At 66.5% G+C, this 21564-nt stretch carries 18 protein-coding genes and 1 tRNA gene; 4 read left to right on the top strand and 15 right to left on the bottom strand.

Annotated features, from left to right (window positions below; genetic code table 11):
• Positions 1 to 76: 76 nt before the first annotated feature.
• The 4 genes from ETR14_RS11570 to ETR14_RS11585 all read right to left on the bottom strand — a co-directional run bounded on the left by ETR14_RS11570 (position 77) and on the right by ETR14_RS11585 (position 7655).
• Entirely contained in the window at positions 77 to 1237 is a 1161-nt protein-coding gene (locus ETR14_RS11570) for an endo-1,4-beta-xylanase (protein WP_129384740.1), read from the bottom strand.
• Entirely contained in the window at positions 1234 to 2856 is a 1623-nt protein-coding gene (locus ETR14_RS11575; RefSeq protein ID WP_129384741.1) for a glycoside hydrolase 43 family protein, read from the bottom strand. The genes ETR14_RS11570 and ETR14_RS11575 overlap by 4 nt, the downstream gene beginning before the upstream one ends.
• Entirely contained in the window at positions 2843 to 4411 is a 1569-nt protein-coding gene (locus ETR14_RS11580) for a glycoside hydrolase family 28 protein (protein ID WP_129384742.1), read from the bottom strand. Before ETR14_RS11580 ends, ETR14_RS11575 begins: the two co-directional genes overlap by 14 nt.
• A gap of 64 nt (positions 4412 to 4475) precedes the next feature.
• Positions 4476 to 7655, bottom strand: a complete 3180-nt coding sequence (locus ETR14_RS11585; protein ID WP_129384743.1) for a TonB-dependent receptor domain-containing protein — start codon at positions 7653 to 7655, stop codon at positions 4476 to 4478.
• A 200-nt stretch (positions 7656 to 7855) separates the two neighbouring features.
• Here ETR14_RS11585 and ETR14_RS11590 point away from each other — a divergent pair, with 200 nt between their 5' ends.
• On the top strand, positions 7856 to 9445 hold the full coding sequence (locus tag ETR14_RS11590) for an alpha-L-rhamnosidase (RefSeq protein ID WP_243455875.1): 1590 nt from the start codon (positions 7856 to 7858) through the stop codon (positions 9443 to 9445).
• Positions 9446 to 9490: 45 nt separating this feature from the next.
• On the opposite strand, the gene ETR14_RS11595 is transcribed toward ETR14_RS11590, so the two are convergent.
• The 11 genes from ETR14_RS11595 to ETR14_RS11645 form a co-directional block, all read right to left on the bottom strand.
• Positions 9491 to 9566: transfer RNA gene (locus ETR14_RS11595), tRNA-Phe, on the bottom strand.
• 39 nt (positions 9567 to 9605) lie between these two features.
• On the bottom strand, positions 9606 to 9800 hold the full coding sequence (locus ETR14_RS11600) for a DNA gyrase inhibitor YacG (protein ID WP_129384744.1): 195 nt from the start codon (positions 9798 to 9800) through the stop codon (positions 9606 to 9608).
• Positions 9778 to 10755: a ribonuclease gene (locus ETR14_RS11605; RefSeq protein ID WP_129384745.1), complete on the bottom strand. Its 978-nt coding sequence runs from the start codon at positions 10753 to 10755 to the stop codon at positions 9778 to 9780. Before ETR14_RS11605 ends, ETR14_RS11600 begins: the two co-directional genes overlap by 23 nt.
• A complete protein-coding gene (locus ETR14_RS11610; RefSeq protein ID WP_129384746.1) occupies positions 10748 to 11314 on the bottom strand; it encodes a nucleoside triphosphate pyrophosphatase in 567 nt (188 codons plus the stop codon). Before ETR14_RS11610 ends, ETR14_RS11605 begins: the two co-directional genes overlap by 8 nt.
• A 10-nt stretch (positions 11315 to 11324) precedes the next feature.
• A complete protein-coding gene (gene infA, locus ETR14_RS11615; protein ID WP_106511916.1) occupies positions 11325 to 11543 on the bottom strand; it encodes a translation initiation factor IF-1 in 219 nt (72 codons plus the stop codon).
• Between the two features lie 506 nt (positions 11544 to 12049).
• Positions 12050 to 14227 (bottom strand): sodium-translocating pyrophosphatase, encoded by a 2178-nt coding sequence (locus ETR14_RS11620; RefSeq protein WP_129384747.1) that lies wholly within the window; start codon positions 14225 to 14227, stop codon positions 12050 to 12052.
• A 155-nt stretch (positions 14228 to 14382) separates the two neighbouring features.
• Positions 14383 to 15327 carry a thiamine-phosphate kinase gene (gene thiL, locus ETR14_RS11625; protein ID WP_129384748.1) on the bottom strand — a complete coding sequence of 315 codons (945 nt, stop codon included), beginning with the start codon at positions 15325 to 15327 and terminating at the stop codon, positions 14383 to 14385.
• 81 nt (positions 15328 to 15408) lie between these two features.
• Positions 15409 to 15864, bottom strand: coding sequence for a transcription antitermination factor NusB (gene nusB / locus ETR14_RS11630; protein WP_129384749.1), 456 nt, complete (start codon positions 15862 to 15864; stop codon positions 15409 to 15411).
• A 69-nt stretch (positions 15865 to 15933) separates the two neighbouring features.
• Positions 15934 to 16836 carry an alpha/beta fold hydrolase gene (locus ETR14_RS11635; RefSeq protein WP_129384750.1) on the bottom strand — a complete coding sequence of 301 codons (903 nt, stop codon included), beginning with the start codon at positions 16834 to 16836 and terminating at the stop codon, positions 15934 to 15936.
• Positions 16836 to 17738, bottom strand: a complete 903-nt coding sequence (locus ETR14_RS11640) for a pirin family protein (protein WP_129384751.1) — start codon at positions 17736 to 17738, stop codon at positions 16836 to 16838. The genes ETR14_RS11635 and ETR14_RS11640 overlap by 1 nt, the downstream gene beginning before the upstream one ends.
• A 16-nt stretch (positions 17739 to 17754) precedes the next feature.
• On the bottom strand, positions 17755 to 18039 hold the full coding sequence (locus tag ETR14_RS11645) for a BolA family transcriptional regulator (RefSeq protein WP_129384752.1): 285 nt from the start codon (positions 18037 to 18039) through the stop codon (positions 17755 to 17757).
• A gap of 38 nt (positions 18040 to 18077) precedes the next feature.
• Here ETR14_RS11645 and ETR14_RS11650 point away from each other — a divergent pair, with 38 nt between their 5' ends.
• The 3 genes from ETR14_RS11650 to cobT are packed head-to-tail and all read left to right on the top strand — an operon-like array spanning position 18078 to position 21544.
• Positions 18078 to 18671 (top strand): J domain-containing protein, encoded by a 594-nt coding sequence (locus tag ETR14_RS11650; protein WP_129384753.1) that lies wholly within the window; start codon positions 18078 to 18080, stop codon positions 18669 to 18671.
• Positions 18672 to 18706: 35 nt separating this feature from the next.
• A complete protein-coding gene (cobS, locus tag ETR14_RS11655) occupies positions 18707 to 19711 on the top strand; it encodes a cobaltochelatase subunit CobS (RefSeq protein WP_129384754.1) in 1005 nt (334 codons plus the stop codon).
• The gene (cobT, locus tag ETR14_RS11660) at positions 19712 to 21544 is read left to right on the top strand and encodes a cobaltochelatase subunit CobT (RefSeq protein WP_129384755.1); all 1833 of its coding nucleotides are present in this window, start codon (positions 19712 to 19714) and stop codon (positions 21542 to 21544) included.
• Positions 21545 to 21564 lie beyond the last annotated feature (20 nt).

The following is a 21564-nucleotide window of genomic DNA, read 5'->3' on the forward strand; positions in this document are numbered from 1 at the left end:
CGGGGAGGGAGATGAACGGCGCCCGCCTAAGTTCCCGCCATGGCCTTAGTGCGGTGAAGCTTGCAGGCTTTGTCGCTCATCGCTCCGGCGCATGGGCGAAGGCGCGGGCGATCGCATCGCGCAGCGGCTTGGGGCGAAAATCCTCGTCATAGGGCGTCGGGCGCTTGCGCAGTCCGTCCTTTCGCGGCGTCAGCCCCTGATGCCAGCTGTAGCGATCGGCGATGCCCCACAGGATCACGTCCCGAAGCTGCTTGTAGGAAAGGGTCACGTCCAGAAACGCCCGGCAATACTCCGCGACCGCGGCGTCCCGTACGGCGATATCGGCGGGCAGCCGCTTGTCGCTGACGTCGAGCTCCGTGATCAGCAGCCGATACCCCATTCCGGTGACGCGATCGAGAAAAGCGCGCCAGGCACGTTCGTCGTGCAGGCCGAACGCGCTGCCCTTGTCGGGATCGTGATCCCCTATGTGCGCCTGGATGCCCAGCGCGTCGACTGGCACGTTGCGTTTCCTGAAGCCTTCGAGCAGCTGCAGGACGCGGCTGCGGTGAAGCGCGCCGCCCGGCTCCCACAGCATGTAGTCGTTATAGACCAGCTCGGCATGCGGCGCCGCGGCGCGGGCGGCTTCGAACGCGACGTCGATCAGCCGCTCGGGTCCGATCGCCCGCGACAATGCCGTCTGGCGCAGCGCTCCGGTCTTGTGGTCGATCGCTTCGTTGACGACGTCGTAGCTTTCGATCCGCCCGCCGTATCGCCCGCAGACCCGGGTGACGTGCTCCCGCATCAACCGCTCCGCTTCGGCAGCCGGGCGCCCGCCGAACTCGTAGCTTTCCCACCATCTCGGGGCGTAATCGGGATGGTTCCAGAGCAGAGTGTGGCCGCGGAACGCCATTGCGTTCGCTTCCGCGAAGGCAAGCAGCCGGTCGGCCCCTTCGAAATCCCAGGTGGCTGGGCCGCCCTGCCGGATCACTGACCATTTGAGTTCGTTTTCCGGTGTGGTGATGCCGCATTCGGCGGCCATCAGCGCACGATACCGCGGATCGGTGAAGCCGCGCGGTTTCTCCTGCGTGCCGAGCCCCATCGAGGATCCGAAGCGCAGGCCCTTCCTTCGTGCGATCGCGTCCAGCGACGGGCCTCCGGGCGGCAGCATGGCTTTAGACCAGGCGGGAGCCGCGGACGCGACGGCCGCCGCGCTCCCCATCATCGCGAGCGCGTCGCGGCGGCAGATGAGCGCGCTCATTGCGCTTCGCTCCGGCTGACGCGGAACCAGTCGACGTCGATCCAGCCAGATCTTTCTGCCGATCCGCCCCGGCTGAAGGTGAACAACGCCGGCCGCGACCCCTTCCACCACGAGAAGCGGGCGAGCGGGATCGGATCGCCGAACGCCTTGAAGCTGCGTCCCTCGTCGAGGCTGTACGCATAGGAAGCGGTCTGATCCGGACGGACATCGGCCCGCAGCTGAAGCGTCCGGCCGGTCACAGCGACACCTTTCGTCTCCTTGCCTTCGGAGGCGAGCGTCAGATTCGTCGTGCCGCCTTCCCGCACGACGCCGATCCAGCTCGGACGCACCCCGAACAGAGCAAGGCCGGCACGCTGTCCCTCCGTCATTCGGCCGATGTCGATGCGCGCCGTCGAGATCATCCGAGGTCCCTGCAGGATCTGTGTCAGCGTGTTGCGCGCGCCCACCAGATGCTCGGCCGGCCTGGCGCGCAGCCGCAGGAAGCCGCGACGTTCGGTCAGGCTCCAGGCGCGATCGTCGGGATTGTGGTTCCACGACCATTGCAGCCCCAGTCGCGATGACGAGAATTCATCGCTGTCCTGAAGCGTCCAGCCGACGCTGTCCGCGCCCGTGTCCGGCATCGCGTGCACCGCCACCGGCTGTCCCGAAGTCTTGCCGGGAATCGGTTCGCCGACGATCGGCCAGTCGTCGGCGGTCCATCGAACCGGTTGCAGGTGAACGATCCGGCCGAAGGCGCCGGTGCTGTTGAAATGCGCGAACCAGCCCTGGCCGGAGGGAGTTTCGACCCATCCGCCCTGGTGGGGGCCCTCGAGCGGACTCGCGCCCGGTTCCAGCACGACCCGATGTTCGTACGGACCTTCGATCCGGCGCGAGCGCAGGACGACCTGCGGACCGGTCGAGACTCCTCCGATCGGCGCCCAGATGTAGTAATAGCCGTTGCGCTTGTAGAGCTTGGGCCCCTCGAGGATCGGCAGCGCGGCCTTGTCCTCGACGATGGTCGCTCCGGCGTCGAGCACATGGGTGCCGTCGGCACTCATGCGGTGGAGGATCAGTGGGCCCGCGCCGACGCGCGAATGGATCAGCCAGGCGGTGCCGTCGTCGTCCCAGAACGGACACGGGTCCTCAAGGCCCTTCTGGGCGATCACGGCAACCGGCGTCGACCAGGGTCCCTCCGGGCGGCGCGCCGTGGCCATGAACACGCCTTCGTCGGGCGTCGCCCAGTAGACGTGGAAGAGGTCGTTCCGGTAGCGGATGGAAGGCGCCCAAACGCCGCTCGCATATTTGGTCCCTCCGATCGGCTTCGAGATTGCATCGGTCAGCGTGTGCGGCCCGGGCATGTCATATTCCGGCGCGAACGGGAGCTTCGACAGGACGTGGCCGGCGATCCGCCAATGCACCAGATCCTTCGAGTGCAGGATCGGAATGCCGGGGGAGAAGTGGAAGCTCGACGCTACCAGATAATAGTCGCTGCCGACCCGGATGACGTCCGGATCGGAATAGTCCGCGTAGAGCACCGGATTGCGGAAGGTGACCGGAGCCGCGCCCGACAGGCCGAATCCTGCGACCACGAGAGCGGCGGCCGCCAAGAGGCGGCGGGGGCGACGATCAGAGGCGGCCATTGGTGGGTCCCGGGATGGTGCGGTCCGTGATCGTGCGGCATCCGAAGCTGCGCAGGTTGGTGACGTTGCGCATCGTCACAGCGCGGGCGCCGGCCGGCACCCCCACCCGGAACAGGTCGATGTCGGCAACGTCGTCCAGGTGCAGTGCCGGACGGGGATCGGGCCTTGCGACTGCGATCTCGACATTGCTGAGCTCGACGCCGCGCGCGTGGCGGATGAAGAAGCCCGTGGCGGGCAGATCGCCGAACATCGTCGCTTCCGGATAGCCGAGCTCGTTCTCCTCGGGCCGCAGGGCCGCCATCGCCGCCGGCGCGCCGCCGACATGGTGAAGGTGGAGATCGCTGAGCTTCAGATCTTCGATCGGGTGCCCGCCCAGGCCGGCGATCACCGACGGCAGCGGGTTGGCCCCAGAGCTGGACACGTTCTGGATCAAGATCCGGCGCATGGTTCCGATCGGCCGCCCCGGCGGGCCGCGCATGCGGCGGCCCAGGCGCAGGAAGATCGGTGCGTTGACGATGCCGCGCATGGTGATGTTGCTCACCGTCACATCCTCGACGACGCCGCCATCGACCGTCTGGAACGCGAGGCCGCGGCTGTCCTCAAACGTGCAGTTGCTGATCGTGATGTTGCGGAAGCCGCCGTTGGTCTCGGTCCCGAACTTGATCCTGCCGTGGATCAAAGGCGCGAAGTCGGCGGGCATCTTGCGCCAGCTGCCGTCAAGCACGGAGCCGATCTGATAATTGCCGGTGACCAGGCAATTGGCAATCATAACATTTTCGGTGATCCGCGCTTCGCCCAGCGCGTAGCTGCTCTTCGGGCAGATCGCGTCGTCATAGGGGGAATTGACCGTGCAATTGGTCACCCGCACGTTGCGGCAGCAGTCGATGTCGAAGCCGTCGCGATTGGTGTCACACAGAATATTGTCTATCGTGAGATTGTCGACGCCGGTGGCGAGCAGAGCAAACCAGCCGCCCTCCAGGAGCTTGAAGTCGCGCAAGGTCACGTTGCGGCAGGACTTGAGCGCGATCGCCTTGTTGCCGGTTCCCGGGCCGTTCGGATCCTTCAGCCAATCGTCCTTGCCGTCGCCACGGCCGAGGCCCTTGCCCCAGATCAGTCCTTGGCCCTCGATCGCGATGTCGTGGAGATTCTCGCCCCAGATCAGGCTGTTGCGCCAATGGCTGTGGCCGAAATCCTGATATTGGTCCCAGGGATTGGGCTCGGCAAGATCGTAGCCTTTGCTCTCGCCCGGCGCGGCCGCCAGGATCGTCGCGCCATTCTCCAGGTGCAGGGTGATCCGGCTCTTGAGGCGGATGGTGAAGCAGGCATAGGTGCCGGGAGGGAAGTAGACGGTACCGCCGCCGCGCTCGGCGACATGATCGATCGCGCGGTTGATCGCCGGCGTGTCGATCGTGCGGCCGTCGCCCTTGGCGCCGAAATGGCGCACGTCGATCCAGCCCTCGCCGCCGCGCGGCCGCAGCGCCGCCAAAGCCGGATGGGCGCCGACCAGGCCGGCGGCGAGGCCGGCGAGAACGAGCGTTCGGCGGTCCAGCATCATCAACCCTCTCCTGCCCGCGAAAAAGCGGCCGCGCGCTTCGGACGCGCGGCCGAGGCGGGAGCTGTTAGAATTTGAACGTCGCGCCCAGGAAGAACTCCGTCCCGATCACGTCATACGTGGCGGAGAAGGTGTTGGCGTTGGGTCCCTGGGTGGTGATCGGCGGCTTGTTGTTGAAGATGTTGTTGGCGCCGCCGAACAGCTGCGCATTCTCCCCGATGTCGTAGCTGAACGACAAATCGAAATAATGCTGATCGTCGAGAACGGGGTAGGCGATGTTGGTGAGAAGCGGCGTCGCCGCCGATCCCTGCCGATGCGGCACGATGTAGCGGTCCGTCGTGACCTTGCCGATATAACGATGGCGAAGGCTGAGGCTGAGGTCGGCGAGGCTCCAGGTGACCCGTGACGTCCCGCGCCAGCGCGGCAGCGGCTGGCCGCAGGTCGGCCCGAAGGAACCGGCGCATTCGTTCTGCAGGTCGGGGAAGGCGACCACCGGCGTGCTGGTGAATTCCCGCAGCCAGGTGACGTTGGTGCCGAGTTCGATCCGGCTGGTCTCCGCGATCCCCGGAAGGCCGAAGCCCAGATCGAAGGTGTAACGCGCCGCGAAGTCGACGCCCGACGTCTTGAGGCTCCCGGTATTGGCGTTCCTGATCTGCAGGGCATAGGGATCGTTGATCTCGCCGCTGGTCGGATTGCGGCGGACGGCCTGGCAGAACTCGCTGGTTGCGTCCTGAAGGACGAGATAGCAGAGGTTGAGGGTGTTCTGGGCACCGCCGCCCAGCGGCGCAATCGCGCCGTCGAGCGAGATGTTGAAATAATCGACGCTGAGATACAGCCGGGGCGCGAAGCGCGGCGTGATCACCGCACCGACCGTATAGGTGTCCGATTTCTCTTCGCCGAGATTGGGGTTGCCGCCGAAATCGGCCGGGAAGATCGTGTTCGGCTGTACGCCTGCCGTGAACACCTGGGATGCAGGCACGCCGGTTGCGATGCAGACGTCGCGCACGGCTGCGGTCTGCTGCGCCGCCGCGGCGCGGCTGGAGCACGGATCGGTTGTCACGCCGACCACCCGGGTGACGCCACCGAACAGTTCGTTGACGTTGGGCGCCCGGATCGCGCGCTGATACTGGCCGCGGAAGGCCAGATCGGGGCTGACCCGCCAGTCAAGCCCACCCAGATAGGTCCAGACGCCGCCGATGCCGGACAGGCTGTAGTCGGAATAGCGGAAGGCGCCGTTGGCGATCAGGCTTTCGATCAGCGGCGTGTCGTGGATCAGCGGCACGCGAAGCTCGCCGAAGATCTCCTTGACCGAGACGCTGCCTTCGGTCGGAAGCCCCGGGTTGAACCCGACGACGTCGCCCGACGACAAGAAGGAATCGGGCGTGAAGCGGGCGCTGGTCTTGCGCCATTCGACGCCGGTCGAGAAGCCGATCGGGCCGGCCGGGAGCGAGAAAAGGTTTCCAGTGACGCTGCCCTGGGCGACCTGCTGGGTGGCGATCGTCGTGTTGGTCGCGCTGATCCGGATCGCGTCGGCGCAGGCATCTGAAACGTTGGCGCCGAAAATGTTGCAGACCGGGGACGCCCCGCCGACCGAGAGCAGGGAAGCCTGCAGGCGGCTGCGCGAAATTGCATTACGCAGCAGCAACGTGTCCTCGCTGCGCGCGTAGGTGTAATAAAGATCGTATTTGAGGTTGGTGAGGAAGGAGTCAGAAAGGTCGCCCAGCTTGCCGCGAACGCCCCAGGCCCCGCGGAAGACGTTGCGGCGCTCGCTTGCCAGGCGTGGCCCGACCTCGACGTAGCGCCGGCCGGCGGTCAGCACGGCAAGATTGTCGCCGGCGACAGTCGTCCGGCTGCTGGTGCCGCTGGTGACGTTGGTCGTGCCGGTTTCGCGCAGATCCAGCTGCCGAAGCACGTCGCGAAGCTGCGGGGTCAGATAGGGGTTGTTGACGTCGAACAGGGTCGGTGCGCCGACATTGGTCGGTGCCAGCCGCGCGTTGACGACGTTGTTGCTGTAATGCAGCTCCATGTAGCCGGTGATCGAATCGGTGAAATCGTAATGGCTGAAGCTGTTGATCATCCAGCGTTCCTGGGGCTGGATCAGGTAATTGTCGGGTGCGAGGTTGAAGCGATCCTGGGGATCGAGCGCGGCGCGCGCGGCCGCTCCGGCTTCGTCGAAGGTGAAGCCGAACGCACCCATTCCGCCGATACCCGCAGCCGCATAGGCTGCGTTGAGCGCCGGGTTCGACTGGGCTGAACCCGGGGTCGGTATGCCGGAGAAGCGGCCGTTGGGAATGTCGCCGCTGCCGCCGGCGCGGAAGCCGAGCTCTCCGCCGGCGCTGGTGCAGGTCTGGCCGGCCGGTACCGTCAGCGGCGTGCCGGCACGGTCGGATCGGCTGGTGCCCGCAACCACGCAGGCATCTTCCAGCGAATCGAAGGCGAAGCTGCCGCGCTGGCCGCGGGTGATCGATCCGCGCTTCAGATAGTTTCCGGAGACGACGACGTTGCCGCGTCCGTCGGCGAAATTGCCGCCGACGGTCAGATCGATATTGTAGGTCGGGGTCTGGGTGGGCCGATCCATGTTGATCTGCGCGCGCGCTTCGACCCCTTCGAAATCCTCGCGCATGATGAAATTGACGACGCCGGTAATCGCGTCCGAGCCGTAGACGGCGGACGATCCGCCGGTGACGACCTCGGTTCGTGCGATCAGGGTGGTCGGGATCGTGTTGAGGTCGGTGACCTGCTCCGGGCCGTAGATGGCGAAACGGCGGCCGTTGACCAGAACCAGGTTGCGGGTCGATCCGAAACCGCGAAGGTTCACGTCGGCGAAGCCGCCGGGAACCGTATTCGACGTGGCGCTGCCCAGCTGCGATGCGACCGCCTGCGGAAGCTGCGCCAGCATCCGCTCGATATTGACGTTGCCGGAAAGCTTGATGTCCTGCGCGTCGACGACGTTGACCGGGGTGGAGGCGGCGAATCCGTTGCGGGCGATCCGCGATCCGGTGACGACGATCTCGCCTTGTCCCTGCACCGCCTGTCCATCGGCGGAAACGTTGCCATCGGGCTGATCGCCCGGGTTCGACGCGGTCGCTGACGAAACCGGTTCCACCGAGGGCTGCGCCTGGTCCGGAGTGCCGGGCGTGCCCGGCTGCGGCGAGGTCTGCGCGGCCGCGGGCGCGCCCCACGAGGCGGCAAGTGCCGCAACCGCGACGGAGCACGTGAAATACGAGCGAAAACCAGTCTTTCTCATGACTTTACCTCCCCTTGGCACGAGAGCGACTGCTCTTTGTGCACGATTCGCCTGATGGAATGCCGGTGAACCCGATCTCTGCCGATTGTTACCGCTCACATTTCCACATAGTCAAACGATATTTCAACATGTAGGATGTTGTCTGACATGAAAGCGGCTTCACCTTGGCGGCGAGGTCTGCGAGAAAGGGGAGGAAGCCCATGATTCAGCGTCGAGAATTCATCGGGGGCGGTGCTCTCGCGCTCACTGCGGCCGTCACTGGAAAGGTACGCGTCGCCTCAGCCGAGGCGCGTGCCGGGGAAGGCGCACCCACCTTTTCGACGGCGAACGCACGCTGGCAGGCCGCGTATGATCGAGCGCTGGCGGTGCTCGCCGGCAATGTGCAGATCATGCCCTACGTCAGTGCGCCGGTTCTGATCGAAGGTTCGGTTTACCGCGGCATCTGGCAGGAATGCGGCCCGCACGAGGCGCTGCTCTATCGCAAGTTCCGGTCCGACGTTGCCCGCAACAGCCACCTGACCTTCTTCGATCTCCAGCGCGCCGACGGCCAGCTCCCCGCCAACAACAAGGAAACGGAGACGAGCTTCGGCCAGATCCAGATGGTCGTGCCGATCGCCGCAACCGCTTGGGAGCTCGCGCGGGCGACCGGCGATTCTGAATTGCTCGAGCGCGCCTATCGGGGCTGCTCGGCCTGGGACGGGTGGCTGCGCACCTACCGCAACACACGCGGCACCGGCCTCGTCGAAGGCTTCTGCACCTACGATACCGGTCACGACAACAGCCCGCGCTGGGCCGGGCTCCCGAACCAATGCCCCAACAAGGATGCGCGCCGGCATCATCCGATCGCCTCGCTGCCGCGCCTGTGCCCCGATCTCTCGGCGACCGTCTACGGGGCGCGGGTCGCGCTCGCCGCGATGGCGTCCGCGCTCGGCAGGACTGCTGACGCAGATCGCTGGGCCGAGTCCGCGGCGGCGATCCGCCGCTCGATTCTCGACACGCTCTACGTGCCCGAGGATGCGGCCTTTTATGATCTCGACGCGCAGGGGAGTTTCGTTCGGGTGCGAGGCGACGTGCTGACCCGGGTGTGCGGGGAGCATGTCGTTGATCAAGCGCTGTTCGATACGCTCTGGGCGCGGCAATTGGGCAATCCCAAGGCTTTCTGGACGCCTTACCCTTTGCCCTCCATCGCTGCGGACGATCCGCTGTTCGTTCGGCCCATACCGGCCAACAGCTGGGGCGGTGCATCCCAGGCTCTCACCGCAATGCGCGCCCCGCGCTGGATAGAACATTATGGGCGCACGGCCGAGTTCACTGCGATGATGGATCGCTGGTGCGAGGCGATCCAGGCGGATCCGGCCATGCGCCAGCAGATCGATCCGGAAAGCGGCGCCTTCACCAAGGGTGCGGACCAGCCGAATTACTCGCCCGCCGCATTGGTCATGATCGATTACACCTGGCGTCTGGTGGGGCTTACCGAGGAAGCCGAGACGCTGCACTGGAACGTGCGGCCGGCCCACCCTGCCGCCCGCTCCGCGCGGCTGACTATGGGCACCGATGCGGGAAGCACGGCAGCGATGGCTTATGGCGCCAGGGGGGCGGCTCTGCAGCTGGCCGGCAAGCCCGTCGCGACCGTCGAAGGCGGCGCCGCCCGCTTGATCACCGACAAGGCCGGCCGCGCGCAGGCATTGCTCGGGATCGATCCGTCGGTTCAGCAGGTGCGGTTGCGGATCGGATCGGCGCCGTTCCGCCGATTCACTCTGGCCCCGAACCAGAGGATCACGCTCACGTGATCGACGTTGTCGTCCCCAGGTCGAGTTTAACGGCGCTTTGGGAAATGGTGCCCAGGGACGGGATCGAACCGCCGACACCGTGATTTTCAGTCACGTGCTCTACCAACTGAGCTACCTGGGCATGGGCTGCGTGTGCGGCCGAGCGCGCCTATAGAAGGGCTTAGCGCTCGCTGTCCAGCCCGTCGGACGAGAATTCGTCTGCCGAGGGTCCCGGGACGCGATAGGAATCGCCGAGCCAGTTCAAAAGATCGCGGTCGCGGCACCCCTGGCTGCAGAAGGGTGTGTGATCGGGCGCCGCCGGTTTGCCGCAGAGCGGACAGCCGTTGCGCTTCCTAGACGTGGAGGCTGTGGACATGCCCTGCGGATATGGCGAGCCCGGCATCCGCCTGCAAGGCGATGCGGGCGCCGATGCGGGGCGCGAGCTTGTCCAGCCACTCCGGATTGGCCTCGATCCGCGCGATCACGGAAGGGGCGGCGCGGAGCGTGCGTTCGCCGATGCCGGTGGAACGCTCCGCGCGCCGCAGCAGCGCCCGGGCCGCGGCGCCGACGGGATCGCACTGGAGCAGTTCGGGGAGCGAGGGACGCGTGCGGCGGCGGACGATTTGGAGGAACCCGAAGCCGTTCACGCCGGTGCGTTCGAACGGCTGCGGCAGCACTGCGTCGAGCGCTGCCGCGGGTGCCTGGCGCTCGGCCTTGCCCGCGAGGGTCGGCAGATCGATGCCGATCGACCCGCCGATCCCGAGCCGCCGTATCGCGCGCCCGGCGGCGGCGGCTCCGGCAACGGCGAGCTCCGCCGGAGGGAGCGCGCCGTCGATGTCGAACAGCGTCATCGCCGGCGTGACGCTCATCCGCAGCGATCCGCCGGCAAAGCCGATCTCGCCGACGCTCGCTTCCTCGAGCAGCTCCGTCCACCCCGCCGCTTCGAAGCGATCGCCGCTGCCAGGGCCGAGCGACGCCACTCCGCCGATCCGTTCGCGCAGGCTTGCGCCGGCGCCGCACGGCGAATCGGTGATACGCCCACGGGCGGGTTTCGGCCGTCCCTGTTCGGGGATCGGCTCGCGCGTGATTTCGATCCGGACCTTCTGTCCCTGCGTGATCCGCGACGGCAACGGCTCAACGATCGCCTCGCCGCCGTCGAAAACCGCGAGGCCGCGGCGGCCGGGAACGTGTATCTGGGTGAGACGCCCCTCGACGACCGCGCCGAAGCGTATTGCTCCTGGCAGCTCGATGGCGGCTTCGAGGATGGAATCGCCGTCGACGAGGATGGCCCGGTTCTCCCCGATGCCCTCCTCGTACAGCCACTCAGGCAAGGGGATAGCCCGCTGCCCGCAGCAGGGTTCGGGTCTCGTACAGCGGCAGTCCCATGATCCCGGAATAGCTGCCGGAAATCGCGCGGATCAGCGCCTCGGCCCGGCCCTGAATGCCATAGGCGCCCGCCTTGCCGCGCCACTCGCCGCTGGCGAGGTAGGACTCGCGCTCGTCGTCGCTGAGCCGCTTGAACGTGACGATGCTGGTCGACAGGCGATGCCGCGCCCGGCCCGTCGCATCGACCAGGGTGACGGCTGAAAGCACGATGTGGCGACGCCCCGACAGCAGCGTCAGCGTCGCCCGTGCCTCCGCTTCGTCGTCGGTTTTGGGCAGAATGCGCCGGCCGGCGGCGACGACGGTGTCGGCGGCAAGAACAAGGCCGCCATCGCCCGCGACGGCGGCCGCCTTCTCCGCCGCGACGCGCGCGGCGTAAGGCGCCGGAAGCTCGCCCCGGCGCGGTGTCTCGTCGATGTCGGCGGGGGTGACCGCGTCGGGAACGACGCCGATACGGGCGAGGAGCTCCAGCCGGCGCGGACTGGAGGAGGCGAGAACGAGCCGCACTGGGCTCGCGCTACTTGAAGCGATAGGTGATCCGACCCTTGGTCAAATCATAGGGGGTCAGCTCGACGAGAACTTCGTCGCCGACGAGGACGCGGATGCGGTTCTTGCGCATCTTGCCCGCAGTGTGGCCGAGGATCTCGTGATTGTTCTCGAGCCGGACGCGGAACATGGCGTTGGGCAGCAGCTCAACCACCTGCCCGCGCATTTCGAGAAGTTCTTCCTTGGCCATCGATCCTCTGGGTGCTCGAAAAAATTCGCGCCGCCATAGCGGCTGAAGGCGAAAATGGGAAGCTCATGTAGAGGAGGACAGGGCTGCGCCGTGACGCCATGGCCGGCATGCACCGGCTGGCCCTGCTTGCCCAGGTGGGGCGCGGCGGCTCACGTCGCCGGTGGTCCAAGTTGCCATTCCACCTTGTTCATGATATGTTCCCGCGGCAACGATCGGTCTCGAACTCGCCCGCTATCGGGCGAGCCATCGGTGCCGTGGAGTCGTTCCCCTGTCGCCGGGCGCATCGCTCGTCTTTGAAGGCTGGGGACTGGATGATGACTTGGAGGCCGCTCCGGTGACCTCGCAGATTCGGTCGAGCCACAATTGTGAAAATCGACCGTAATAACGGTGAATACGGTCGATCGTCGGGAGGGGCCCTGGCCGCATCGAGACGATCGGCGCCATGTTCCGGTGGGTGCGAAGGTTGACGGAGGCAGCTTGCGATCAAGCTGCCTCCGCCCGAACGTTCAGCCGCCTGCCCCACCGGCCGCCAGCGCGGCGAGCAGGAGGAGGGCGACGATGTTGGTGATCTTGATCATCGGATTGACCGCGGGGCCGGCCGTATCCTTGTACGGATCGCCCACGGTGTCGCCGGTCACCGCCGCCTTGTGGGCCTCGGAACCTTTGCCGCCGTAATTGCCGTCTTCGATATACTTTTTGGCATTGTCCCAGGCGCCGCCGCCCGATGTCATTGAAATGGCGACGAACAGGCCGGAGACGATCACGCCGAGCAGTAGCGCGCCCAGGGCCGCGAAGCCCTGCTCACGCCCGGCGATCAGAGAGATGCCGAAGAACACGACGATCGGCGCCAGCACGGGCAGCAGCGACGGGACGATCATCTCGCGGATCGCGGCACGGGTGACGAGATCGACGGTACGGGCGTAATTGGGCCGGCTGGTCCCGTCCATGATGCCGCTGTTGCTGCGGAACTGCTCGCGGACGTCGATCACCACTTCGCCGGCGGCGCGGCCGACCGCGGTCATGCCCATTGCGCCGAACAGATAGGGCAGCAGCGCGCCGAGCAGCAAACCGACGACCACGTAGGGATTGGACAGCTCGAAATCGACGCCGCCGGCGCCGATGCCGAGCTCGCCGGCAAAGCGTTCGAGATCGGTCGTGTAGGCGCCGAACAGCACCAGGGCGGCGAGACCGGCGGAGCCGATCGCATAGCCCTTGGTGACCGCCTTGGTGGTGTTGCCGACGGCGTCGAGCGCATCGGTGCGGTGGCGGACTTCGTCTTCAAGGCCGGCCATTTCCGCAATGCCGCCGGCATTGTCGGTGACCGGACCATAAGCGTCGAGAGCGACGACCATGCCGGCGAGCGCAAGCATTGCGGTGGCGGCGAAGGCGATGCCGATGAGGCCCGCCAGTTGGTAGGAGATGATGATGCCGGCGCAGATCACCAGCGTCGGCAGCGCCGTCGACTCAAGGCTGATCGCGAGCCCCTGGATGACGTTGGTGCCATGTCCGGTCGCCGACGCCTTGGCGATCGAGCGGACCGGGCGATAGTTTGTGCCGGTATAATATTCGGTGATCCAGACCAGCAGCGCAGTGACGCCCAGGCCGACCATCATGCACCAGAACAGATCCATTCCGGTGAATCCGCCGGTCAGCGCGTCGGCTGCGGTGGCGGGATCGACCTCCGGGCCGACGGCGTCTCGAGCGCCGCCCAGCGGGCTGTTCATGTTGCCGTCGAGCGTCCGCCACGTGACGTACCAGAGCGCGGGGATCGACAGCAACGCGGTCGTCCAGAAGCCCTTGTACAGCGCGCCCATGATCGATTGCTTGGCACCGAGTCGCACCATGTAGGTGCCGATGATCGAGGTCAGGATGCAGACCCCGCCGATGATCAGCGGCAGGCTCATCAGGGCGGTCAGTTGCTCGGCACTGCCCGAGACCAGCAAGGCGATCAGCACCATGGTGGCGCCGACGGTGACGACATAGGTTTCGAACAGGTCGGCGGCCATGCCGGCGCAGTCGCCGACATTGTCGCCGACATTGTCGGCGATCACGGCCGGATTGCGGGGATCGTCCTCGGGGATTCCGGCCTCGACCTTGCCGACGAGATCAGCCCCGACGTCCGCTGCCTTGGTGAAAATGCCGCCGCCCAGGCGGGCGAAGATCGAGATCAGGGATGCGCCGAAGGCGAGGCACATCAGGGAACGGATCACCCCTTCGCCATTCGGCGTCGCGCCGAGCACGTCCACCATGATGTAGAAAAGGCCGGCGATCGCGAGCAGCGCAAGTCCCGCGACCAGCATGCCGGTCACCGCACCGGCGCGGAACGCCGTGGTGAGACCACGCTGCAACGACAGCCGTGCGGCCTCCGCGGTGCGGACGTTGGCGCGGACCGAGATGTTCATGCCGATATAACCCGCGGCGCCCGAAAGCAGGGCACCGATGACGAAGCTCGCCGCCTCGATCGGGCCCAGGAACAGGCCAACCAGAATGGCGACGACCACCCCGACGATGGCGATGGTGGTATATTGGCGCCCGAGATAGGCCTTCGCGCCTTCCTGGATGGCGCCGGCGATCTGGATCATCCTTTCATTGCCCGCCGGCTGGGCGAGCACTTGTCGGCTGGTGACGAGGCCGTAGACCACAGCGGCCAGCCCGCAAATTATGGCAATCAACACGACTGTCATTGGCTTCCTTCCCCTTTATGCGCCGGGTCGGGCCATGCCTTCTGAACGGGATCCGCCCGGGGTTCCGAAGCTTCTACGGGTGGTCAGAGTAGAAAAGCAACCGACGAGAAGGGTGTTGCCGCGCCAGCCTCGAAGTGCCGGGCGCTCCCGCGCAGTCAGCTATGCTGCCAGCCGAGCTTGTCGGGGAGCGGGATCAAGTCGTCCTGCTCGTGAAGAATGAGTCCCGACCCGCCGGTGACTCGTCCGATTCTGGTCATCTGCAGCGACAATTCTTCCGCGACTGCGAACACATCCTGCACTGCAGCATCGCAGGTGCAGAAGAGCAATTCGTAATCGTCGCCAGCAGTCGCGGCGGCAAGACGAACCTGTCGATCATCTCCCTCGAACGCGATGAGCTCCGGCGAAAGGGGAAGTGCAGCGAGATCGATGTCGATGCGGACGCCGCTTGCCTCGGCCATTCGCTGCGCATCGATCAGCAGCCCGTCCGACACGTCCATCATCGCGCTTGCCAGGCCCGCAAGTCGGTGCCCGGCGGCGAGCCGCGGGAGCGGACGGCGATAGCGATCCGGGAGCGGGCCATCGGGCTGGCCGACCGCAATCCGGCGCAGGCCGGCTCCGGCGTCGCCGATCGTGCCGGTGACCCAGAGCACGTCGCCCCCCTGTGCGCCGGCACGCGCCGGTACGCGCCCGCGCGCTTCGCCGATCGCAGTCAGGCCCAGGCTGCGGGGCGTGCCCGAGGGCACGGACACCGTATCTCCGCCCAGCAAGGGGACACCGAAATGGGCGAGCGCCTCGCCGAGGCCCGCGACGAATCGTGCGTCCCAGTCGGGTTCCCGGCGCAGGCTGTACCCCATCAGCACGCCGATCGGCGCCGCGCCCTTCGCGCCGAGGTCCGACAGGTTCACTGCAACCAGCTTCCACGCCACATCGGCCGGAGGATCGCCGGGCAGATAGTGGATCCCTTCGACGATCATGTCGTGGGTGAGGACGAGCGTTGCTCCCCCGACCGTCAGCACCGCGGTGTCGTCGGCAAAGCCGCGGGCGGCGGGATGCGTGGCGAGCGCACGAAGGGCGGAGAGGAAGTCTGCTTCGCCGGTCATCGGGTCATCCGCAAGGAGATCCGGCGACGGCCCGGGACGGCATAGGCTCCGACCCAGCCGGCACCACCGGCGCTACGGGATCTACTTCCGGACGTCTTTCGCGACCGCGTCGAGCAGGCCGTTGACGAACGCGGATTCCTTCTTGTCGTAGAAGGCCTTGGCGACGTCGACATATTCCGAGATGATCGTGCCGGTCGGCACGTCGATACGGGCGACAAGCTCGTAGGCGCCGGCGCGCAGGATCTGCCGCATCGGGCGGTCGAGCCGATGCAGCGACCAGTCGCGGGCGAGCCTGGCGGCGACGAGTTCGTCGAGTTCCGCGGCGCGGGCCTGCACGCCGGTGACGATATCGTCGAAGAAGTCGACCTCGGCATCCTCATATTCGACGCCTTCGATCGTCGCGCCGAGGCGGTGAAGGTGGAATTCGTGAAGCAAAGTCGGGATCGGCGTCCGCTCCATCTCATGCTGGTAGAGCGCCTGCACGGCGGCGAGCCGGGCGGCGGAGCGGGATCTGGAACGGGCAGTGGTCTTGGACATGGAAGGCGGCCCATAGACCCAGGTCGGGGATTCGGCCACCCCAAAGCATCCGCAAACGGCGTTCGCGGCTCAGCCGCCGGTGTCGGCAAGGAAGTCCCGGATCGCCGCGGTGACCGTGCCCGGCTCCTCCCAAGGGATGAAATGCCCCGCAGTCGGCGACGTGACGATTCGGAGATCGGCGACGACGTCGGGCAGGCCTTCGAGCTGGATCGGCAGCAGGGCGACATCCTTGAGGCCCCAGACGACCAGCGTCGGCATGTGAAGCTTGGGGAAGGGCGCATGCGTCCACAAGGGCAGCTTGGCATCCTCGTCCGTTTCCGGAACCTCGAGATTGGTCGCGCGGTACCAGTTGAGCATGCCGGTCAGCGCGCCCGGCTCCTTCCATTCGTCGAGATAGGCCTGGCGCTCCTTGACCGGGAGCTTGCCCGGATCGGCGTTGCCGAGCAGCAGCTTGTCGAGAAAGGCGTCGAGACCCAGAGCGAGGATCTTCGCCTCCGCATCGGGGCTGCGGAAGAAGCGGATATATTGGGACGCTTCGCGCTGCGCTGTGTCCTCGATGAGCGATTTCTGGAAGACCAGCGGGTGCGGCGCGTTGAGGATCACCAGCCGTTTCACCCGCAGCGGGTGGAGCAGGGCTGCGGTCCACGCCGCTGCCCCGCCCCAGTCATGCCCGACGAGCGTGAAATGCTTGACGTCGAGCGCGTCCATCAGGGCGAGGGCGTCGGCGACGATCGTGGTGGTCCGATACCCCTCGACCCCTTCGGGCTTGTCGGAGCGGGCATAGCCGCGCTGGTCCGGCGCAACCACGAAATGGTCCCGCGACAAGTCCGCAATCTGGTTGCGCCAGGTGCGGTGGGATTCGGGGAAGCCATGGAGAAACAGGATCGGCTCGGCATCGCGCGGACCGGCGAGACAGACGTCGAGGCTGATCCCGGTGGAAAGCGGGATCCGTTCGAGCGGCAGGTCGGCCATCAGGGGTAGCTCACCGTCTTGGGCACTTCGGGAAGCGGGATGAACTCGTCATGGTCATCGGGCGGCAAGGCGAAGCGGCCCGCCTTCCAATCCTGGCGTGCCTCGCGGATCCGGTCGCGGCGGGACGATACGAAATTCCACCAGACGTGGCGCGGCCCGTCGAGCGGGGCGCCGCCGCACAGCATCACGTGCGCGCCGCTGTTCGAGCGGAGGGTGGCGCGGGTGCCCGGGCGGAGCACGTAGAGGCTCTGAGGCGCAAGAGTGAGGCCGTCGAGGCTTGCTTCCCCTTCGGCGACGTAGAGGGCACGCTCGTCCGCTTCGGGATCGATCGGCATGCTGCCCCCGGCGAGAAGATGAACGTCGGCATAGATGGTTTCGCTGTGGCAGGTGACCGGCGAGGTTGCGCCCCACAAGCTGCCCATCACCACCCGCGCGGCCGCGCCGGCGCCGTCCACCACCGGCAGAGCGGCCTTGGGCACGTGCTCGAACGCAGGGTCCATCTCCTCCTTGGCGCTCGGCAGCGCCAGCCAGGTCTGGATCCCGCTTAGCTCCGGTCCCGCCGGCCGCAACGCGGCGGGAGACCGTTCCGAATGCGAGATGCCGCGGCCCGCGGTCATCAGATTGACCGCGCCCGGCTCGATCGTCCGGTAGGTGCCGAGCGAATCGCGATGGTCGATTGCGCCGGCGAAAAGGTAGGTAACCGTGGCAAGGTTGATGTGCGGGTGCGGGCGGACGTCGATGCCGCCGTTTTCCGGCAGGTGGGCTGGTCCCATTTGATCGAAGAAGATGAACGGTCCGACCGTCGTTCTCTCCTTGTGCGGCAGGGTGCGGTGCACCTTGAACCCGCCGAGATCGTGGCTGGTCGGCAGCAAGGTCTGCAGGATGAGATCGTCCAATGACACTTCCTTGGTTGGGCGGCTATTCGCCGGGTGCGCGGGCCTTGATCGCGAGCGCGTGCACACGCTCGCGGAGCAGATCGCCGAGCGCCGAATTGACCGCGCGCTGGCGTGCCACGCGGCTCAGCCCGCGAAAGCGTTCGGCGACGATGTCGACGGTGAAATGGCTTTCGCCACGCCCGTCATGGCCCGCATGGCCGCGATGTTTGTCGCTGTCGTCAATCACTTGCAGGCTCTCGGGAGCGAGCGCCGCATGCAAGCGTTGGGCGATTTCCTGGGCGATGGGGCCGGTTAAATGCGCTGTCATTGCGCCTATATACGGCTTTTGGCTTCGAAAGGCATAGAGTGGCGACGGCGGGCAAGCGGCAGACCCGGTTTCACGGCCGAGTGGAAGGACAAGGGCTGTGTGCCCGTCCCGGGTGCGAAGCGCCGGGCGAGTTCCGCGCGCCTGCCGGCCGTGGTTCCTCGTTCGATGGCCCCGGCGACTGGCGGTGGCTGTGCCTCGATCACATCCGCGAGTTCAATTCCGGCTACAATTATTTCGAGGGCATGAGCGCCGAGGAGATCGAGCACGCCCAGACTCCTTATGGCGGCTGGGATCGCGAGACTCGTGCGTTTGCGACGGGAGGCGGCGACCGGCCGCCGCGCTGGGCGGATTTCGCCGATCCGCTCGATGCCATCGGCGCGCGCTTCCGCCGCGCCGCGGCGCAGGACGCACCGCGTGCGGACGGCCGCGAACTGAGCGTCGCCGATCGCAAGTCCCTGCAGGTGCTCGGGCTTGCCGTCGATACCGATCGCCGGCAGCTGCGCCAGCGTTATGCCGAGCTCGTCCGCCGCTACCACCCCGATCGCAACGGCGGGGACCGGAGCCATGAGAAAGCGTTGCAGGCCGTGATCGAGGCCTATACGCAGCTCAAATCCCGCCCTGCCTTCGCCTGAATCCCGGCTTTGCCTGAACCCACGAGAGACTGACCATGGCCGATTTTGCCAATTCGAACCCCGCCAGCCGCGGCGCCACCGTGATGGATTCCCCCGATCGGATCGTGAAGGTGCGCGACGTCTTCGGCGTCGATTCGGACATGGAAGTTCCCGCTTTTTCGGAGGCGGACGAGCGGGTTCCGGATCTCGATCCGGCCTACGTCTTCGATTCGGACACGACGCTGGCGATCTGTGCCGGCTTCGCCAAGAACCGCCGCGTCATGGTCCAGGGCTATCACGGCACCGGCAAGTCGACCCACATCGAGCAGGTGGCGGCGCGGCTCAACTGGCCGCTGATCCGGATCAACCTCGACGCTCATATCAGCCGAATCGATCTGATCGGCCGCGATGCGATCGTGCTTCGCGACGGACAGCAGGTGACGGAATTTCGCGAGGGCCTGCTGCCGTGGGCGCTGCAGACTCCGACAGCGCTCGTGTTCGACGAATATGATGCCGGCCGTCCCGACGTGATGTTCGTGATCCAGCGCGTGCTGGAGACCGAAGGCAAGCTGACCTTGCTCGATCAGAACCGGGTGATCCGCCCGCACCCCTATTTCCGCCTGTTCGCAACCACGAACACGGTCGGGCTCGGCGACACCACCGGCCTCTATCACGGCACCCAGCAGATCAATCAGGGGCAGATGGACCGCTGGAACATCGTCGTCACGCTGAACTATCTCCCGGCTGCGATCGAAGCGCGGATCGTCCTCGCCAAATCGGGCGAATATGATCACGAAGGCGGCCGCCAGGAGGTGGAGCGCATGATCAAGGTCGCTGAGCTCACCCGGGCCGGCTTCATGAACGGCGACATCTCGACCGTGATGAGCCCGCGCTCGGTGATCAGCTGGGCGCAGAATGCCCTGATCTTCGACGACATCGGCTTCGCCTTCCGCGTCACCTTTCTCAACAAGTGCGACGAGGCGGAGCGGCCGATGATCGCCGAATATTATCAGCGCGTGTTCGGGAAGGACTTGCCCGAGAGCATCGTCGGGAAGGCCTGATTGGCACAGAATGATTCCCCCCTCGAAGCCTTTCGGCAGGCGCTGAGCGGCGCCGCCCGCGCGATCGCGCGCGAGCCGGAGCTGGAACTCGGCTTCACCGCGGACGCCCCCGGCGGCGCCGGCAAGTCGGTCAAGGTGCCGATGCCGGGCCGAACCCTGCCGGAGCGGGACGTTGCCGAGGCGCGCGGTTATGCCGATGCTGCGGCGCTCAAGCTGCGTCATCACAATGCCGGTGTTCATGCCCGCCATGCGCCGGCCGACGATATTGCTCGCGCCGTCTTCGATGCCGCGGAGCAGGCCCGGGTGGAGGCGCTCGGCGGGCGCGGCATGGACGGCGTGCGCGCCAATCTCGCGAGCATGGCCGAAATGCGGATGCGCACCGATCCGATCACCCGGGCACGCACCCGGGCGGAAGTGCCGCTCGGCACCGCGCTCGGTCTGATCGTTCGCGAGCGTCTGACCGGGCAGGCTCCGCCCGAGGCCGCCCGGACGGGGTTGAAGCTCGTCTCCGACTGGATCGAGGAGAAAGCCGGCAAGGATCTCGACGCACTCGGTCTGGTGCTGGACGATCAAGCGGCGTTCGCCGCCCTTGCGACTCGCGTGCTTGAGGATCTGGAGCTGGTCGAGAAGGACGTCGAGGCGGAACGCGATCCGGAGGGCGATCTCGAATCCGAAGGCGACCAGCAGGATCAGGGCGAAGACGGCGACGATCAGAATGAGGACGAAGCCGGCGGCGGCGAGGGCGAAGCGGACATTCGCGTCGAGCAGGGCGAGTCCGAGGGCGAACAGACCGAAAGCGACTTCACCGAACAGGAAATGGCCGAAGGCGAGGACGGCCTCGGCGACGAAGGCGAAGAGGGGATGATGCCGGTGCGGCCCAACAGGCCGCTGTCGGACCTTCCACCGCATTTCGACTATCGCACGTTCACCACGAAATATGACGAGATCGTCGAGGCGGCGGAGCTGTGCGACGACGCCGAGCTCACCCGCCTGCGCGCCTATCTCGATCAGCAGCTCACCCATTTGCAGAGCGCGGTCACCAAGCTCGCCAACCGACTTCAGCGCCGGCTGATGGCGCAGCAATCACGCAGCTGGGACTTCGATCAGGAAGAGGGCATTCTCGACGCCGCGCGGCTGGCGCGGGTGATCGTCAATCCTGCCCATTCGCTGTCCTACAAGATCGAGCGCGACACTGATTTCCGCGACACCATCGTCACCTTGCTGATCGACAATTCAGGATCGATGCGCGGTCGTCCGATCTCGATCGCCGCGATCTCGGCCGACATTCTCGCCCGCACGCTCGAGCGCTGCGGCGTCAAGGTCGAGATACTCGGCTTCACCACCCGCGCCTGGAAGGGCGGTCAGGCGCGCGAGCAATGGCTTTCCGCCGGACGGCCCGCCAATCCCGGTCGCCTCAACGATCTCCGCCACATCGTCTACAAGCAGGCGGACGAGCCCTGGCGGCGGGCGCGCAAGAATCTCGGTCTGATGATGCGCGAAGGCCTGCTCAAAGAGAATATCGACGGCGAGGCGTTGTTGTGGGCGCACAACCGTTTGATCGCGCGGCCCGAGGAACGCCGGATTCTGATGGTGATCTCAGATGGCGCACCGGTGGACGATTCGACCCTGTCGGTGAATTCCGGGACCTATCTCGAGCGCCATCTGCGCCAGGTGATCGCCTGGATCGAAGATCGCTCGCCGGTCGAGCTGATCGCGATCGGCATCGGCCACGACGTCACGCGTTATTATCAGCGGGCCGTCACGATCATGGACGCCGAGCAGCTCGGCGGCACGATGATCGAGCAGCTCGCCGCTTTGTTCGACACGCCCTGAGCGGCCGCCGGAGTCCGGGG

This window comes from Sphingosinicella sp. BN140058 (assembly GCF_004135585.1).
Taxonomy (GTDB): Bacteria; Pseudomonadota; Alphaproteobacteria; order Sphingomonadales; family Sphingomonadaceae; genus Allosphingosinicella.